The sequence below is a fragment of the Kamptonema formosum PCC 10802 genome (assembly GCF_000332335.1).
Taxonomy (GTDB): domain Bacteria; phylum Cyanobacteriota; class Cyanobacteriia; order Cyanobacteriales; family Oscillatoriaceae; genus Oscillatoria.
Map to the genome: position 1 here is coordinate 5654761 of NZ_KB235948.1, position 16822 is coordinate 5671582.

The window sequence follows — 16822 nt, forward strand, 5'->3', positions numbered from 1 at the left end:
TTTGTCTGTATAGCTGCGGTTTCCAACCGCCAAGCCCCTCAGCTTTAATTTCCAGATCCCCGGCGATTGAAATCGCGGCTATACAAACGAAGTCCGCCTAAGAAAGCGCGGCGTGCGCCAACCTTTTGAACTTCTTGAAACCCGCGAAGGCGGGTTTTGTCTGTATAGCTGCGGTTTCCAACCGCCAAGCCACCAGGCATTAAGCGCACACATCATGGGATAAACTCGCACCCGGAACGCACCGCTACAGGGTGAGGTGCGTTCCGCCTTATCCATCTTATCACACAAATAAAGAGTGCGGTCAGGCGGAACGCACCCTACAGCTGTTAGGCTTAATTGTATCGGCATACTTATCAGCGGGGAGTTGGGGAGTGGGGCGCATCTCAGAGAACCCCACCCCCCAACCCCCTCCCCGTGAACGGGGAGGGGGGGAAAGAAGAGAAAAGATGGAAAACCCTGTTTCAATCGCGTTTCCGGGATTCAGCTGGCTAAAAATATTCTCCTCCTACCCCCTGCTGAAATCATTGTAGCATTGATATGGGCTTCTTTGCACAATCGGGATGCCCCCCCGTTACCCACCCCACCCCCTGCACCGATAACAACCGCGAGGACACACTCATGCCCCCATCTAAACCCTACCAGCCCCTGCTCCTGAGACTGCTCCACAATATCAGCGCTCTCACCGCCCTGCTGGCAATTGTCACCTCATTTTTAGTGTACAATACCTTTGACGGACGGTTTGGCAAGCTGCCCCTGCCTCGCATTCGAGATATTATCGGCATCCACGGCACCTTTGGCCTGATTTTCCTGCTGGCGATCCCGGCTTTTGCATTATACAGCTTCCATGCCGGTGAAAAACGCCTCGTCCAGCCCGACTCGTTTAAAAACCTCGCCAAGTTTAGCAAACCTATCTGGTGGTACAGCCTCCACCGCACTGTCAACACAGCCATGTTACTGGCAGCCACATTTGCTTTAATAACCGGCAGGATGATGAAAGAGGAATGGCTCCCCAAAGAGGAATTTTACCATATCTGGTATACCCTGCACCTGACCGCATGGGTGATTTTGGTGTTTTGTCTGGCGGCGCACCTGCTGCTCAACGCTAAAGTGGGCGGCGCTAACCTTATCCTGTCCATGTTTGCCATTCATTACCGCCCGGAAGATAATCCGGCTTTATGGCCTAATAAAATCGGCTCCTGGCTGCACCGGCTCACTTCTAAAGGAGACAATTAACCGTGAAAAAAAATACCGTCCTGCTGGTTGCCGAAATCTTAGTCATGGGAGGAATTTTAATCGCCTTCATCGCCCCCCTGGTGGTTCACTCCAATGAGCCGGCGGAAGTCCAGCGTTAAGTTTCCCGCTTTTGGGACAGGCGAGACGGGGACAGGCGAGACGCCTGTCCTACGCCTTCGATTCGCTCGGGAGAATTCTGTTGTAGAGACGCCATTTGTCGCGTCTTAATTCGGGTATAAACTAATTAATTATAGCACTAAACCGCACACAATCTCAAATAGAAAATCTAACCTCTAATATCATATCTTGTAGATTAACTGAACTTAGCAATGCCCGAACGCCCGAACGTCCGAATGCCCGATGCCTCATGCCCCATGCCCTCAATCTGGCAGGAATTTCAGCCAATAGCCGCGCTCGCCACGACCCCCACCGGCGCTCAGCGCCTGCAGCCCCTGTGCGAGAATGCCGGTGCTACCCTTTGGGTGCCAGAATCAATTACCGGCATCAAAGGCAGCCAAACTTACACCGGCTCCCTGAAAGCCCATCTGGCCACACTCTGGCCACACCACCGCGCATTTATCTTCTGCTTAGCCACCGGCGCGACAGTTCGCCTCATCGCACCCCTATTGCAGCACAAATCCACCGACCCCGCCGTGGTAATATTAGATGACACCGGCAAGTTCGCCATCAGTTTGTGCGGCGGACACCAAGCCGGCGCAGACCAACTCACAAGAATGATTGCCCTGCAACTCGGAGCCACACCCGTCTTGACCGGCGCATCCGCAGGATTGGGACTGCCGGCTGCAGACATGCTCGGCGCACCCTTTGGCTGGGAGCGCGGTGCCGGCGACTGGACAGGCGTCAGCGCCGCTGTGGCGCGAGGCGAAGCAGTACAAGTCATTCAACAAGCCGGCTCCACCCTTTGGCAATCCCATCTCCCCCAGAAACATCCCTTCTATTTTGAGCCGGTTGGGAAAAATGGCAAACACGACGCCTTTCCCACCGAATCGGACAAAGGTACGACCGAATCGGACAAAGGTACGACCGGCTCGGACAAAGGTACGACCGGCTCGGACAAAGGTACGACCGGCTCGGACAAAGGTACGACCGGCTCGGACAAAGGTACGACCGGCTCGGACAAAGGTACGACCGGCTCGGACAAAGGTACGACCGGCTCGGACAAAAGTACGGCTGAATCGGACACGAGTGCGAACGAATCGGACACCGGAGAAAATCCCAGACAGCCGGCGGCGAGACTCTGGATTACTCACAAACAGCCACACCCATCCCACTCCGGGCAAATCCCAGAAATCCACTGGCATCCAAGAGTTTTATGGGTGGGAGCCGGTTGCGAGCGAGGCACATCCAAACAGCTGATTGAGACAGCAATTCAGCAGACATGCCAAACTCACCAGCTAGCAGAAAGCGCCATTGCCGGTATTGCCACAATCGACCTGAAAGCCGATGAAATCGGATTAGTAGAACTCTGCCGGCAGCGAAACTGGCCATTGCGAACCTTCCCCGCAGAACTGCTGCGAAACGTGCCGGTGCCCAACCCCTCCGCCACCGTCGAAAAAGAAGTCGCAACCCCCAGCGTAGCCGAAGCCGCCGCCCTCCTCGCCGCCAACCCAGATCGCCCATCCCCAAATCCCCAAATCCCGGCACCCCCTCCCCAACCCCTGCTCGCCCCCAAACAAATTTACCGCGCCGAAGGACAGCCAGGAGCCGTCACCGTCGCCATCGCCCAATCCCAACAAGAATATACAGGTCGGGCAGGCACCCTCTTGCTAATTGGCACCGGCCCTGGCACACTAGAGCAAATCACCCCCGCCGCCCAAACCGCCATCGCGCGCGCTGACGCAGTTATCGGCTATTCCCTCTACATCGACTTAATCGCCCCCCTCCTCCATCCCGGACAAATTGTCGAATCCCTCCCCATCACCCAAGAGCGCCAGCGAGCCAACAGAGCGATTGAACTGGCAAATTTCGGGTTAGCAGTAGCGGTTGTCTCTTCCGGCGACTGCGGCATTTATGGCATGGCGGGGTTAGTGCTCGAAGAACTCCGCGCCCAAAACTGGGACGGCAAAACCCCCGCCGTGCGAGTTTTTCCCGGAATTACCGCCCTGCAAGCCGCCGCCTCCCGCGTCGGCGCACCTTTAATGCACGACTTTTGCGCCATTAGCTTGAGCGATTTGCTGACGCCGTGGGAGGTGATTGAGAAGAGATTGATCGCCGCTGCGATGGCAGACTTTGTTACTGCGCTTTACAATCCGCGCTCGCAAACGAGAACCGAGCAGATTGTGCGAGCCAGGGAGATTTTTTTGCAGCACCGCGATCCCAACACGCCGGTGGCGATTGTCCGCTCCGCCTATCGAGAGGAGGAACAAATCAGTCTGGCGACGCTTGACAAATTTCTGGAAATACCCATTGATATGCTGACCACGGTGCTGATAGGAAATCAAAGCACCCGCACTCATGCCGGTTGGATGATTACCCCACGGGGTTACTTAGGTTTTAGTGGGGAGTAGTTGATGCTGTTGGCCGGCTTGATGGGGGCTTACACCCCTTGAGAGCTTCAACTTAATATTGCGCCTCTATCTGTAGGGTGGGGAACGCGAAGCGCGTAACCGGCACCACACCACATTAACTTGAGTTGCTAAGCTTTTAGGCTTTTAATCTTCCTATCTGCCCAAAGGAGACAGAGCTTCCAGAACGGCGTTCCCAGGCTCCGCCTGGGAACGAGGGAATAGGCGTAGGGCAGGCGTCTCGCCTGCCCTCAAGCTTATTCAGCCAGCCTCTGGTCGAGGTTGACAAATCGGTTAATCAGACCGGAAACTAGGGACAGTACGATGGAACCAATGAGAGCCGGCCAAAAACCCTCAATCGTCACACCCGGAGTGAAGTAGCCTACCAGCGACAGCGAGATCGCATTGATCACCAGCAGAAACAGACCCAAAGAAAGAATAGTCAGGGGCAAAGTGAGAATCGTCAGAATGGGTTTGACAATGGCATTGACCAACCCCATGACAATCACAGCAACCGCAGCGGCGGAAAAACTGGCAATATGAATGCCCGGTACGAGATAGGCGGTAATCACTAGGGAAAGGGCAGCAAGCAGCCACGTCAAAAAGAAATTTAGCATAAGTTGTTTGGATGATCTCTATTAGGATTTTAGGGAGCGCCGGCGTATGCCTGGGGTTCAGGATGCAGTAATCTGGAAAAGAGCCTTTACCGCCGCCGGTGGGTGAAAGCCCAACTGCAAACTGTGGGGCTTTAGCCCAATTGCAAAGGGTGGGGCTAAAGCCCAACTACAAACTGTGGGGCTGAAGCCCAACTACAAACTGTGGGGCTAAAGCCCAACTACAAACTGTGGGCTAAAGCCCAACTACAAACTTTGGGCGCACCGGCACCCCAGGCTTCCCCATCCGCCCCCGTTCCTAATTTACTGAGTTTCTATGTTCTTTCGACAACTGGCTGCTTTTCTGCTAGCGCTGCTGCTGTTGAGCTCACCGGCACCGGCACAGGCACTGGACTATCCCCCACCCCTGTCGTTTAGCAATGCCAATCTCAGCGGCAGGGATTTTTCTGGCCAAAGCCTGCGAGTGGCTGAGTTTTCCAACGCCAACCTGCACGCCGCCAATCTTCAAGGCGCTGACTTGCAGGGCGCGGTGCTCAGCACCTCCGTCCTCACCAACGCCACCCTCGCCGGCGCAGACTTAACCAACGCCATGCTGGATGGGGTCAACTTCAGCGGCGCGGACTTGAGCGATGCCATTTTCGCCGAAAGCATTTTGCTGCGCTCCAGATTTGCTAATGTAAAGATTGCCGGTGCCGACTTCACCGATGCCATGCTAGACGGGGCGCAAATCAAACAACTCTGCGCCTTAGCTTCCGGCGTCAATCCCAAAACCGGCGTCGCCACCCGCGACTCCCTGGGATGCCGGTGACGCCGCCACCCCAGGGACTGACACAGTGACTGACACAGTGACTGACAAGTCAGCGGGGATGTCTTGTTAAGAAAATCTGTAAATCCCCACCCCCTCAAACTTTAATCCTTTAATAATGAATAGGCTCCCATGCCTAGGGGAGTTGGGGTTTCAGACGTTTTGTCAGTTCATCAGGGCTACTACTGGGCTGCCTCCAACTGGACAGGTCAATCCAGCAAAAACAGCTTGTGGGGAATTCAACCAGAGCGCGATCGTTCGTGTAGTTAGCCTTATTCCCTTTAATGTATTGCGCACGGAAGAGGCGAAAACAATGGCTGCAGACGTGAAAATGAATTTCCTGACTTTGCGGTTTGATGAAACACTAGAACGCGCTTTCATCAGGGATTACTTTGATAAATATTTGAATCAAGTCCGATTTGCCTTGCTGGCGGGGATTTGTTTATATTCGGGGTTCGGGATTTTAGATGCCTCAATGCTTCCCGCCGAAAAAGAAACAATATGGGCGATTCGCTATGCAGTCGCTTGCCCCCTGGTATTCGCCATTTTCTGCTTCACATTTTGCCGGCCTTTCAGAAAATTAATGCAGGCATCTGTCAGCCTCGCAATCCTGATAGCCGGATTCAGCATTATTGCCATGTCAGCAGTGATTCGAGACAGCTATTTTGACGAAATTCATGTGTCTTTGATTCTCCTGATGATGGCATCATATAACTTGATGAAGCTCCGATTTATCTGCGCAAGCCTTACGGGATGGGCGCTTGTAGCGGCTTACGATCTCGTAGCGATATGGGTCAGGGATCTTTCTCCCACAAAGCTCGCGATCGCAAATTTGTATCTAATTTGCGCCAACCTCATCGGGATGTTTTCCTGCTACCTGATAGAGCTTTATATAAGGAGAGACTTTTTACAGACCAAACTCTTGGAAGCCGAGCGTGAAAAGTCCGAGCGCCTGCTGCTCAATATCTTGCCGGCAGCGATAGCTGAGCGGCTGAAACAGAATTACAGCACACTGGCTGACAGCTTTCCAGAGGTCACAGTCCTGTTTGCCGATATAGTAAACTTTACAGAAATTGCCAGCCGCACAACCCCTAGAGAGCTGGTAACTCTGCTCAACGAGATATTCTCAGCATTCGACCGGCTGGCAGAATGGCACGGCTTAGAGAAAATCAAAACAATTGGTGACGCCTATATGCTCGTCGGAGGTCTGCCGGTGCCCACACCGGAACACGCTGAGGCGGTGGCGGAAATGGCGCTTGACATGCTCGAAGAAATTTCCCGCTTCCGCACAAAAGAAGGCGAACCGCTGAGCCTCCGCATCGGTATCGCTACTGGGCCCGCAGTCGCGGGAGTGATTGGCCTGAGAAAATTCAGCTACGATCTATGGGGCGACACCGTGAATACAGCCAGCCGCATGGAATCCCACGGAAAAGCCGGCAGCATTCAAGTCACAGCAGCCACCTACCAGCTATTGCGACACAAATATCTCTTTCTGGAGCGAGGCGAAATCGATGTCAAAGGCAAAGGCAAGATGAGGGTGTATTTCCTCACAGGCAAAAAAACTCACCACTTAGAGCGCATAATAGATGAATCGCGAATTAATGCCACTAATGGAATTAGCTGAGAATCAACCGAGAAAAATCAAGCGGGTCGGCGTCATAGGCGGGGGGCAGCTGGCTTGGATGATGGCCGGCGCAGCGGAATCCCTCGGCATTGAACTGGTTGTCCAAACCCCCGGCACCACCGATCCCGCCGCCGCAATTGCCGCTGAAACCATCCTCGCACCCATCGACGACGCCGCAGCCACCGCTCAGCTAGCCCGCCGGTGCGACGCCATCACCTTCGAGAATGAATTTGTCAACCTAGACGCTTTAATGCCCCTCGCCCAACAAGGCGTCTGTTTCCGCCCGCAACTGCAGGTACTAGCCCCCCTGCTTGACAAATATCACCAGCGCTGCTACCTGCGCGATTTGGGTCTGCCGGTGCCGAAGTTTATCGCTTGGGAACAGGAAACCGAACCCTCAAAATCCCCCAATCCCCAAATCCCGGCATCTCAACCCCTGGGTTTCCCCGCAGTAATGAAAGCCCGCCGGCACGGCTACGACGGACAGGGTACAGTAATTGTAAAAGACGCAGCTCAGCTGGAATCCACCTGGAAAAAGTGGGGGTGCCCTCCCGTGCTGCTGGAAGAATTTGTCCCCTTTGAGCGGGAATTGGCTGCCATCGCCGCCCGCGATGCTGCCGGTGAGATATCTCTTTACCCGATAGTGGAAACCCAGCAAGAAAATCAAGTCTGCCGGCGCGTCATCGCCCCAACATTTCTGGAAGCGCCGGTGGTGGCAGAAATTGAGGGAATCGCCCGGACTCTCCTAGAAAGTTCGCAAGCAGTGGGGCTGTTTGGCATCGAGCTCTTTCTCACCGGCACAGGCATTGTGCTGGTGAATGAAATTGCCCCCCGCACGCACAATTCTGGGCATTTTACTCTGGACGCCTGTTTTACCTCACAATTTGAACAGCACTTGCGAGCCGTTTGCGATTTCCCCTTGGGCAGCCCTGCCCTCACCTGTGCCGGTGCGGTGATGGTAAACCTGCTCGGTTTTGAGAATTCGCGGGATGATTATGTTGCCAAACGGCAGCAGCTGGCTGGGATTGCCGGTGCTCGCGTGCACTGGTACGGCAAGAGCGAATCGCGTATCGGGCGCAAACTCGGGCACGTTACGGTTTTGCTCGACGCTCCACAAAGCCGGTTGCGGCAAGAAGCTTTGGCGACTGCCGGCACCATTGAATCGATTTGGTACGGTTGAGAGCCTCAAGAGATTTCGAGCGCTGACTTTTTGTTGGGGGTGTCTCGCCCCTCTTGCCAAATTCAAAATTGTGTGATATAGGAGTAGCCACTTAGGGAACGGACATTAGACCTTGAGGGCAGCCGAGACGCCTGCCCTACGTCTATACCTCCTAGGACAGGCGTTCCCTCCGATCGAGTGTGTCCTAAACTGACTGTCTGTTGCTATAATATTAGATAGGACAATTCATTGGGCGAGAGAAATGTTAAATCTCCTTAAAAAAGCAGCGCTTGTTGCTGCGGGAACCGGCTTCTCGGTTTTGGGGCTTGCAGGTATCCTTCTCCCCTTGATTCCGGGAACTCCGTTTCTTGTCATCGCAGGAGTCTGCTTTTATAAGGCATTCTCAAGGTAAGGCGAACCGCTGAAACTTGCCGGTGAGGTCGAGTTCACTGGAATGCCGGTAATATCTTTTAGGAAGGGCTCGCTCGCGTCGGACGTCGGGGACAGCAATGCGCGCGCCCAAAACCAGGGAGCCGGTGAAAAAGCCTTGCCAGGTGAAAAATTACCTATTGACAGGGGCTGCTTTTTCTGCTAGTTAACAAGGCGGGCATTCTTTTCCCAATGCCCCATGCCATGATGCCCCACGCCCATCCCTGTGCGGAGTCGCGCCGGCGCTTCTTTGATTCGCCCCAAGGATTCGCCCACAGCGTTTTCGCCGGCGCTATATTGTATTGCCTTCGGTTCGGAGCGGAAACAGTGCAAATACCTAATTTAAACTAGCATAGCACAGATTCGAGCAACTATCAAGACCCTTGAATAATTTGTTTGCTTGGGGGGGTGAGGGAAAAAAATCGCGCTGCACCCCCTTGTCAAAGCTGCCAGATAGACTACAATAAGGATAGGTCGCACTGCGGCGTTGGTGACTGCCAATAACGTTTTATGATCTATGTCTTCTAAAAAAAGGGAGCTGATCGTTCTAGCAGCAGTAGACCGGCCTAGTAGCCGGAAACTTTAAGCTAGACAAATAGCGCCCACCTGGAGTATCCAGGTCAAAAACTGAGGTAAGACGGCGTTGCGGTGAGCCTAAAAGAATTTTCTCCTCTGTCTCAAAGGACAGGGGAGTTTTTATATATAACCCGTGACGGGAGAAAAGCGAACCCCTGCCTCAGTTTGACCGAAGAAGGGATCAGACTTCAGCAGGTTCTGGTTTGGGTTTGGGGACTTCCTGCTTAATCGTCAGGTAGCGAATCACGTCATCACTCAGGCGCATGGCTCGTTCGAGTGCCGCTATGGCGCTTCCCGGGGCCTTATAATTCATCTGGATATAGATGCCTTCCCGGTACTTGCCGATTTCGTAGGCCAAGCGGCGCTTGCCGCGATGCTGAGTGTCGATGGGATCGGCTCCCTGATCGCGCAGCAGCTTTTGATACTTAGCGATGGCCTGTTCAATTGATTCGTCGCCCTGATCCGGACGCAAGATGTACATGGTTTCGTAACACTCGTTCATAACAGTCCTGTGGTTTTGAGGTGTTTTCGACGCTATTGCCGTCAGGGTTGCAGGGGGAGGTGCGGTCAGCGGGGCTTGCCCCTAGGGGGCAGGTCTAGACCCTGGCCGCATGCCGGTGCCGGCGGGCGCTCAAAGGCACTGGCCGCCCGGCGGGCTCGCCGGCTGCCGCCACTTTTTACTTGCAAAACCTGCATCTTAGCACGCCAATGCCGGCACGCACAAGTGTTTTTCCGCATTGGGCAGCAGCGCCACCTCACCGGCCTCAGGGAGGCAGGGGCTCGCTGGCAGTGCGGGTCAAGACTTCCAGACTTGATGCCGGCACTGCCGCTCCCCACAGGAGAGGCAAAGCATTACAATATTGTGAATTTCAAAGACCCACCCGCTCACATTGTTTTATGGACAGGTGCCCCAGAGCCCAGAGCAGTGAAAATCCACACAAGAGCCGTCAAAAGCTCAAAGACCTACATTAAGATATAACTCAACGTCATGGCACAGCGCTACGTCCGCGTCCTAACACCAGAGGGACGGATTTACTACGGTTTATTGCAACTGAGCCGAAGCGTTCAGGTACTCGATGCGCCTCCCTGGTTAAAAGGACAGCCCACGAACTTGCACTTAGAGCCAGACACTTACCAGCTGCTGGCTCCCTGCGCACCGTCCAAAATTGTGGCCGTCGGCAAGAATTATGCCGACCATGCCGCCGAGATGGGAACCGCCGTTCCCAGCGAACCGCTGCTATTCCTCAAACCGCCAACTGCGGTCATCCCGACGGGAGGGGAGATTGCTTACCCCCCCCAGTCACAGCGAGTGGACTACGAAGGAGAATTGGCCCTCGTCATCGGAGAGCCCTGTACCGACTGCACCCCGGAACAAGCGCAAGCGAAAATCTGGGGGCACACGATCGCCAATGACGTGACCGCAAGGGATTTACAGAAGCGGGACGACCAGTGGACGCGGGCCAAAGGGTTTGATACCTTCTGCCCCCTAGGTCCGTGGGTCGTCCGAGAGTTGAGTCCCGGCGCACGCCTGCAGACATTTCTCAACGACAGCGACCTGCCGGTGCAGTCCGCCGGCACCGACAGCATGGTGTTTCCGCCGGACGTGCTGGTGTCCTATATCTCGCAGGTGATGACACTCCTGCCGGGAGATGTGGTGCTGACGGGAACCCCGCTCGGAATAGGGCCCCTGCAAGTTGGGGACCGCATTCGCGTGGAAATAGAAGGCATTGGCAGCCTGGAAAATACCGTTGTGGCGCGGCGCTCTCCCAAAACGCCATAGCGCGACCCGGTTTCAATCAGGGTGCCATCCCGCCTCCTAGCTGCTGCTAGCGCACTTGCATGTGAACCGCATCGGAAAGGGTGGGAATTTCTGCGTAACGCCCCATAAACGACTGGGCAACTGAATAGATAAAAGCTGCCAGGATGCCCAGAAATATCATGTTGTAGAGAGTTTCCAGAACAAATCTGACGGGGAGGCCGCTTGCTAAAATTGGCACAACCAGACCGCACAGAATCAAAATGATGTCCAGAAGAATGGCCTGCATCGTGTTGAAACGAATGAAGTGGCTGATGTTTTCGTTTCTCACCACGCCGAGATACAAGGCCAAGAAAATAATAAATCCTGCAAAGGGTATACCGCTGTAAATCTGTATCAAGGGCAGCAGCGGCATGAAAACCAGTTGCAAGCCCGGAAACTGGTCAAATAAAAACCGCCCAAAGTCCAGGCCATCAATCAGGGGAAGCAGATACGGCAGGGAAGCAAAAATCCGGTCGGAAACGGTCGTAGACCCGCGCCAAGACATGAGGTATCCTCCTGAGCCAGAGTGTTGATCGTCAGTTTCTGATACATTTACGCGACAGTTGTCCGGCAATCACCGGACAGTGCAACGATAGCACTATCGCCATCAAACACGATAGAGGCGGTATCCCGCAAAGCTTTCAGGAAAATCCCAAAAGCGCCATTCCAGTCCCGCAATAGCATGAGCCCGCAGTTAGGACAGTGGAAAACTTTGGAGCCACCTAAACGGGTGTGCACATTTGCCCGCTGCGAGTGCGAGTCTTGCTGGCGAATTCTTCTGTCACATCCCAAACGGTAGTTCCTGTTATTTCAGCCTGATGCTTTAAAGTCATCTTGAACCGATAGTGCGCCTATATCAGCATCGCTCTCGCCGTTTTGGATTTCAAAAACTGCATTCTGCCGGATGTGGCACGGCGTTTCCTTGACCCATTGGGGGAAGTCGCCCTGCATGATTTCGTTGCGCAGTTTTAAGAAGCTGAGTCGCTTGCCACTGCGCTGCAAGGCGATGGCTTGGCTGTAACAGTACCGGCAAGCTGCCAGCCATTTCCTCCAGACCATTATATCTCATTATCGAGCTTTGTCCAGAAAATCGGCTCTTAAATTTCGCCTCCTGAACTCAGGATAGCGCAGAAGCGCAGGGTGGCTTGACCACTGGGCCAAGTCTGCGCCCAGAGTCTTTCCATCCGCCCCCCAACCCGAACTGCGGTGCCAATAGCGCCCCTCACTGGATATTGGCGATGCGGAAACCCATCTGGCACTCGTACTGCTCTGCCTGGTGAGACGCCGGCTTGCCAATCGGGTGTCCGCAGCCGAGCTGACCGTGCCGCCAGCGGGGCTGGCCGCTGCCATCGGCCATTAAGCAGGTTGGGCAAACTTGCTGGGGGGAAATAATTCGATCGTCCATTAGAATCACCAGCATTCCACACCTCCGGTACTTCCCAATATCCCTTGAGTTCATTCTAAGTCAGGCTTTCAGGGAGAGCGCGCAAAACAACACAAAGCTTAACGCTCCCGGCCTGATAGGTGAAGTGCCGGTTGTGTCAGTTATAACTAGAAAAGAGAAAGTGGCAGCAGAGCGTGCCTGTGCGGCTCGACCGGCTCAACCCCAACACCCTGGTGCTTCGCCACGGCTTCAAAGCGCACAGCCGGCCCAAATAAGGTATAATAAATTTTTTTGGGAAACACTGGCGGGCCACAACAGTCCCCGCCCTCTCGGTGACTGAAAGCGCCGGTCGCCGGAAAATCAAACAATTCTTAACATTTCTCGTGAGGGGATTTCCCTGTGACTCAGAGTAACTTAGACTTCCTGGCGTCCACCGATCCAGCTGTAGCCGAGTTGATTGGGCGCGAACTGATGCGCCAGCGGGATCACTTGGAACTGATTGCCAGTGAAAACTTTACCTCACCGGCAGTTCTGGCCGCTCAAGGCTCGGTACTGACCAACAAGTATGCCGAAGGGCTGCCCCGCAAACGCTACTACGGCGGATGCGAGCACATCGATGGCATCGAACAGCTGGCCATAGACCGGGCCAAGCAGCTGTTCGGTGCCGCGCACGCCAACGTCCAGCCCCACTCCGGCGCACAAGCCAACTTTGCCGTGTTCCTGGCCCTGCTGGAGCCAGGAGACACCATTATGGGAATGGATCTGTCCCACGGGGGCCACTTGACCCACGGCTCGCCGGTGAACGTCTCCGGCAAGTGGTTCCAAGTGCGCCACTACGGCGTCAGCCGGGAAACAGAACAGCTCGACTACGGCCAAATCCTGGAACTGGCAAAGCAGCACCGGCCTAAATTGATCGTCTGCGGGTACTCCGCCTACCCCCGCACGATAGATTTTCAGAAATTCCGCGCCATCGCCGATGAAGTGGGAGCCTACCTGCTGGCAGATATCGCCCACATCGCCGGGTTGGTGGCCACCGGCCATCACCCCACCCCCATCCCCCACTGCCATGTCGTCACAACCACCACCCACAAAACCTTGCGCGGGCCAAGAGGGGGGTTAATCCTGACCGCCGACCCAGAACTGGGCAAAAAACTCGATAAAGCCGTTTTCCCTGGCACCCAGGGCGGACCGCTAGAACACGTCATCGCCGGCAAAGCCGTTGCTTTTGGCGAAGCCCTCAAGCCAGAATTCAAAACCTATTCTGCCTCTGTCATTGAAAACGCCAGCGCTATGGCGGCGCAGCTGATCGAGCGGGGATTCAAAATTGTATCGGGCGGCACAGACAACCACCTGATGCTCGCTGACCTGCGCTCCATTGGCATGACCGGCAAAATTGCCGACAGTCTCCTTGGCGGCGTCAACATTACCGCCAACAAAAACACCGTGCCCTTCGATCCCGAGTCGCCCTTCGTCACCAGCGGGCTGCGGCTGGGGTCGCCGGCAATGACCACGCGCGGCATGGGAGCGGCGGAATTTACCGAAATTGCCAATATCATTGCCGACCGGCTGCTGAATCCCGAAGATGACGCAGCTGCCCGAGATTGCCGCCGCCGTGCCGCCGCCTTGTGCGCCAGCTTCCCCCTCTACCCCCATTTAACGGTGCCAGTACCGGCGCTGGTTTGATCTTAAGGGTTTGGCCTTTTGGGAGAGAGGGTTTGGGTTTTGGGTGAGAGACAGCCGCCACGGCAGATAGGATTTACGGTCGGTTAATTGCTCTTATCCGCTGTGAGAAAGAAAGCCGTGATGCCCACAAAACAAGCGATAGCGCCCATTCACCCACTCAGAGATATGATGGTTATCCAACCGCTATAGACAGGACTTCTGACTCGGGAGGGCGCTCTGGGCGCGATCCTGTTCTCCCAACACCAGCACACCCTCTCACCCACAGCCCCCGACATTTTCCGGTAAAGTCCAGCGAGCTGTGAATGTCTGAAATATAGTAGACTCTGGCTGACACACGACTCGTCTCGCACCCTCGTTATTTCAGATGCCTCTCCATGCTGTACCACCTGGTCGCATTTCTGGTTTCTAACCTCGTTGTGCTCTGGAGCACACCAGCTGTCAAAAACATTGGCCTCAAAATAGGCCGCGTAGACCAGCCAGGTGGGCGCAAAGTCCACCAGCGCCCGATGGTGCGATTGGGAGGCGTGTCTATTTTTGCCGGCACCATAGTTGCACTCCTAGCTGTCTGGAAACTGGGGGGCTTTGTAGACTACCGTGGTGCGATTCTGCCTCCCGACAAAGAATATGAAATCTGGGGCGTCACGATTGGCGGTCTGGCTTTCTTCCTGATTGGCTTGGCAGATGACCTGTTTAGCCTCTCGCCTTTTGTCCGCCTGCTGATGCAAGTCCTGGTTGCCGGTGTGGCCTGGAAAGCCGGCGTCAGCATTGACTTTCTGACGATTCCCTTTCTCGGGCTGACCCATATGGACATCCTGAGCTTGCCGATTACGGTGATTTGGCTCGTGGGCATGGCCAATGCCATCAACTGGATTGACGGTCTCGACGGATTAGCCGCCGGCGTGTCTGGGATAGCCGCCCTCGTGATGATGTTCGTCAGCCTCTTCATGCACCAGCCGGCAGCCGCCCTGATTGCGGCAGCCCTAGCCGGTGGGGCTCTGGGCTTCCTGAAATACAACTTTAACCCCGCCGAGATTTTTATGGGCGATGGCGGAGCCTATTTCATGGGCTTCACCCTCGCCGGTGTCGGCGTGATTGGCTTAGTGAAAAGCACTGCCGTCACTGCAGTCTTGCTGCCCTACCTGATCCTGGCCGTCCCCATTTTGGACATGTCCGCAGTCATCCTGTCCAGGCTGCGCGAGGGCAAATCTCCTTTTATTGCCGACAAGCGCCACCTGCACCACCGCCTGCTGCAGGCCGGTCTCTCTCACCGGTGGGCCGTCCTGTTTATCTACTCTCTCACACTCTGGGTGGGCAGTTTAGCCCTGGCGTTTTCTGGCTTCCCCAGCGGGCTGGCTTATGCCCTCGCTGCCACTGCCCTCCTGAGCTATACCAGCTGGCGCGTCTGGAAATACGCCCGGCAATCTTAGCGCCAGCCGCACCCCTCTCGGTTTTTCCACCCAAGCCTCGTTCCAATGGCTGGCATCACACGCCCGCCTCTACCGGAAACGAGGATTTTGCATTTTTCAGGGCCGGCACTAAAATATAAAAAAAATCCAAACTATATAGCGTTTTTCATCTGAGTGAGGTATTGAGAAACCCGGTTTCTTAAAGAAACCGGGTTTGTGGCATTTACTTCATCCAACTGAAAACCGCTATAAAATCTAAAATTTTCAGCGCCGGCACAATCTAAAATCTAAAATCTAAAATCTAAACTCTGCAATCCCATGAGTGCTGAAATTATCTGTGTCGGCACAGAACTCCTGTTAGGGGACATCACCAATACCAACGCCCAGTTTCTGGCGCAGCAGCTGGCGGCGCTGGGAATCCCTCACTACTACCAAACCGCAGTGGGGGACAATCCAGACCGCATCAAGCGCGTACTGGCCATTGCCGGCGAGCGCTCACAAGTGCTGATTTTCACCGGCGGTTTGGGCCCTACGCCCGACGACCTCACCCACGAAACGATAGCCGACTTTTTTGGCGCTCCTCTGGCTGAGCAGCCGGCAGTCCTCGAAGACATCGCCGCCAAGCACGCCGCCCGCGGACGCCAGATGAGCCCGAGCAACCGCAAACAAGCCCTGATTCCAGAAGGTGCCCAGATTTTGCCCAATCCTACCGGCACGGCACCGGGCATCATCTGGCAGCAGAGCACCGGCTTGACCATTATGACTTTCCCCGGCGTCCCGTCAGAAATGCAGCGGATGTGGCAGGAAACCGCTGTTCCCTATCTGAAAAGTCAGGGCTGGGGAAAGGAAATTATTTACAGCCGGACCTTAAAGTTCTGGGGCATCGCTGAGTCAGCTTTGGCGGAGAAAGTGGAGAGCTTTCTGTACCTGTCTAACCCCACAGTGGCTCCCTACGCCAGTTATGGTGAGGTGAAGTTGCGCATATCAGCTAAAGCGAGTTCTCAAGCAGAGGCGCTGCAGCTGATTGCGCCGGTGGAGGGACAGCTGCGCCTTCTCGCCGGAAATGACTGTTTCGGGGCGGATGAGGAGACTCTGGCGTCGGTGTGCGGTCGCGTGCTGCTTGATGCAGGTCTTACCCTGGCCGTGGCCGAGTCGTGCACCGGCGGCGGCCTGGGCCAGATGCTGACGGATGCCGCCGGCAGTTCTAATTATTTTCTCGGCGGCGTTATTGCCTATGACAATCAGGTGAAAATTTCCCTCTTGGGGGTTAGTCCGGAAGATTTGGCCCAGCACGGTGCGGTGAGTGAGGCGGTGGCCGCGCAAATGGCTGCCGGGGTCCGCACGCGGCTGGGTGCCAGTTGGGGGCTGAGCGTTACCGGCATCGCCGGCCCCGGAGGCGGCACAGAGGCCAAGCCGGTGGGTCTGGTTTATATTGGACTGGCAGGGCCATCTGGCGAGGTGGTTTGTTTCCAGCACCGCTTCGGTGCGGGGCGCTCTCGCGACCTAGTGCGCCTCCTCAGCGCCCGCACCGCCCTTGACCACCTGCGGCGAAAACTGCTGGAAGCAGTGCCCCAGTGAGCTCAGCC

15 protein-coding genes, 1 other RNA gene and 1 pseudogene are annotated in these 16822 nt (G+C 55.3%); 11 read left to right on the forward strand and 6 right to left on the reverse strand.

Going from position 1 to position 16822, the window contains the following annotated elements; all coding sequences use genetic code 11:
- Positions 1–618 precede the first annotated feature (618 nt).
- Both OSC10802_RS0124845 and cobJ read left to right on the forward strand, forming a co-directional pair.
- Entirely contained in the window at positions 619–1233 is a 615-nt protein-coding gene (locus OSC10802_RS0124845) for a cytochrome b/b6 domain-containing protein (protein ID WP_026098773.1), read from the forward strand.
- Between the two features lie 329 nt (positions 1234–1562).
- Complete coding sequence (gene cobJ / locus OSC10802_RS44795) at positions 1563–3761, forward strand: precorrin-3B C(17)-methyltransferase (protein ID WP_198525184.1); 2199 nt, start codon at positions 1563–1565, stop codon at positions 3759–3761.
- Positions 3762–4015: 254 nt separating this feature from the next.
- Here cobJ and OSC10802_RS0124860 read toward each other — a convergent pair whose 3' ends face one another.
- Positions 4016–4375 (reverse strand): phage holin family protein, encoded by a 360-nt coding sequence (locus OSC10802_RS0124860; RefSeq protein WP_017719482.1) that lies wholly within the window; start codon positions 4373–4375, stop codon positions 4016–4018.
- A 313-nt stretch (positions 4376–4688) separates the two neighbouring features.
- Between OSC10802_RS0124860 and OSC10802_RS0124865 the strand changes: the two genes are divergently transcribed.
- The 5 genes from OSC10802_RS0124865 to ssrS all read left to right on the forward strand — a co-directional run bounded on the left by OSC10802_RS0124865 (position 4689) and on the right by ssrS (position 9045).
- Positions 4689–5180: a pentapeptide repeat-containing protein gene (locus OSC10802_RS0124865; RefSeq protein WP_017719483.1), complete on the forward strand. Its 492-nt coding sequence runs from the start codon at positions 4689–4691 to the stop codon at positions 5178–5180.
- A gap of 310 nt (positions 5181–5490) precedes the next feature.
- Entirely contained in the window at positions 5491–6801 is a 1311-nt protein-coding gene (locus OSC10802_RS44800; RefSeq protein ID WP_017719484.1) for an adenylate cyclase, read from the forward strand.
- Positions 6764–7981 (forward strand): 5-(carboxyamino)imidazole ribonucleotide synthase, encoded by a 1218-nt coding sequence (locus tag OSC10802_RS0124875; RefSeq protein WP_026098774.1) that lies wholly within the window; start codon positions 6764–6766, stop codon positions 7979–7981. Before OSC10802_RS44800 ends, OSC10802_RS0124875 begins: the two co-directional genes overlap by 38 nt.
- 241 nt (positions 7982–8222) lie before the next feature.
- Entirely contained in the window at positions 8223–8372 is a 150-nt protein-coding gene (locus OSC10802_RS56710) for a DUF454 family protein (RefSeq protein ID WP_017719486.1), read from the forward strand.
- A 490-nt stretch (positions 8373–8862) separates the two neighbouring features.
- Positions 8863–9045: non-coding RNA, 6S RNA (gene ssrS / locus OSC10802_RS45465), on the forward strand.
- Between the two features lie 101 nt (positions 9046–9146).
- Here ssrS and rpsF read toward each other — a convergent pair.
- Positions 9147–9467 carry a 30S ribosomal protein S6 gene (gene rpsF / locus OSC10802_RS0124885; protein WP_017719487.1) on the reverse strand — a complete coding sequence of 107 codons (321 nt, stop codon included), beginning with the start codon at positions 9465–9467 and terminating at the stop codon, positions 9147–9149.
- 486 nt (positions 9468–9953) lie between these two features.
- Here rpsF and OSC10802_RS0124900 point away from each other — a divergent pair, with 486 nt between their 5' ends.
- Positions 9954–10745: a fumarylacetoacetate hydrolase family protein gene (locus tag OSC10802_RS0124900; RefSeq protein ID WP_017719490.1), complete on the forward strand. Its 792-nt coding sequence runs from the start codon at positions 9954–9956 to the stop codon at positions 10743–10745.
- Positions 10746–10791: 46 nt separating this feature from the next.
- On the opposite strand, the gene OSC10802_RS0124905 is transcribed toward OSC10802_RS0124900, so the two are convergent.
- The 4 genes and pseudogenes from OSC10802_RS0124905 to OSC10802_RS0124920 all read right to left on the reverse strand — a co-directional run bounded on the left by OSC10802_RS0124905 (position 10792) and on the right by OSC10802_RS0124920 (position 12183).
- The gene (locus OSC10802_RS0124905) at positions 10792–11268 is read right to left on the reverse strand and encodes a Tic20 family protein (RefSeq protein WP_017719491.1); all 477 of its coding nucleotides are present in this window, start codon (positions 11266–11268) and stop codon (positions 10792–10794) included.
- A gap of 47 nt (positions 11269–11315) precedes the next feature.
- Positions 11316–11656 (reverse strand): annotated as a pseudogene (locus OSC10802_RS54810) (zinc ribbon domain-containing protein); the annotation flags it as partial.
- Positions 11574–11822 carry a hypothetical protein gene (locus OSC10802_RS56715; protein WP_017719493.1) on the reverse strand — a complete coding sequence of 83 codons (249 nt, stop codon included), beginning with the start codon at positions 11820–11822 and terminating at the stop codon, positions 11574–11576. The pseudogene OSC10802_RS54810 and the gene OSC10802_RS56715, both read right to left, overlap by 83 nt.
- Before the next feature lie 163 nt (positions 11823–11985).
- Positions 11986–12183: a hypothetical protein gene (locus OSC10802_RS0124920; RefSeq protein WP_017719494.1), complete on the reverse strand. Its 198-nt coding sequence runs from the start codon at positions 12181–12183 to the stop codon at positions 11986–11988.
- Between the two features lie 363 nt (positions 12184–12546).
- Here OSC10802_RS0124920 and glyA point away from each other — a divergent pair, with 363 nt between their 5' ends.
- The 3 genes from glyA to OSC10802_RS0124940 all read left to right on the forward strand — a co-directional run bounded on the left by glyA (position 12547) and on the right by OSC10802_RS0124940 (position 16814).
- Positions 12547–13830, forward strand: coding sequence for a serine hydroxymethyltransferase (glyA, locus tag OSC10802_RS0124930; RefSeq protein WP_017719496.1), 1284 nt, complete (start codon positions 12547–12549; stop codon positions 13828–13830).
- 374 nt (positions 13831–14204) lie between these two features.
- Positions 14205–15257 (forward strand): glycosyltransferase family 4 protein, encoded by a 1053-nt coding sequence (locus OSC10802_RS0124935; protein ID WP_017719497.1) that lies wholly within the window; start codon positions 14205–14207, stop codon positions 15255–15257.
- A 297-nt stretch (positions 15258–15554) separates the two neighbouring features.
- Positions 15555–16814, forward strand: coding sequence for a competence/damage-inducible protein A (locus tag OSC10802_RS0124940; RefSeq protein ID WP_017719498.1), 1260 nt, complete (start codon positions 15555–15557; stop codon positions 16812–16814).
- Positions 16815–16822: the final 8 nt, after the last annotated feature.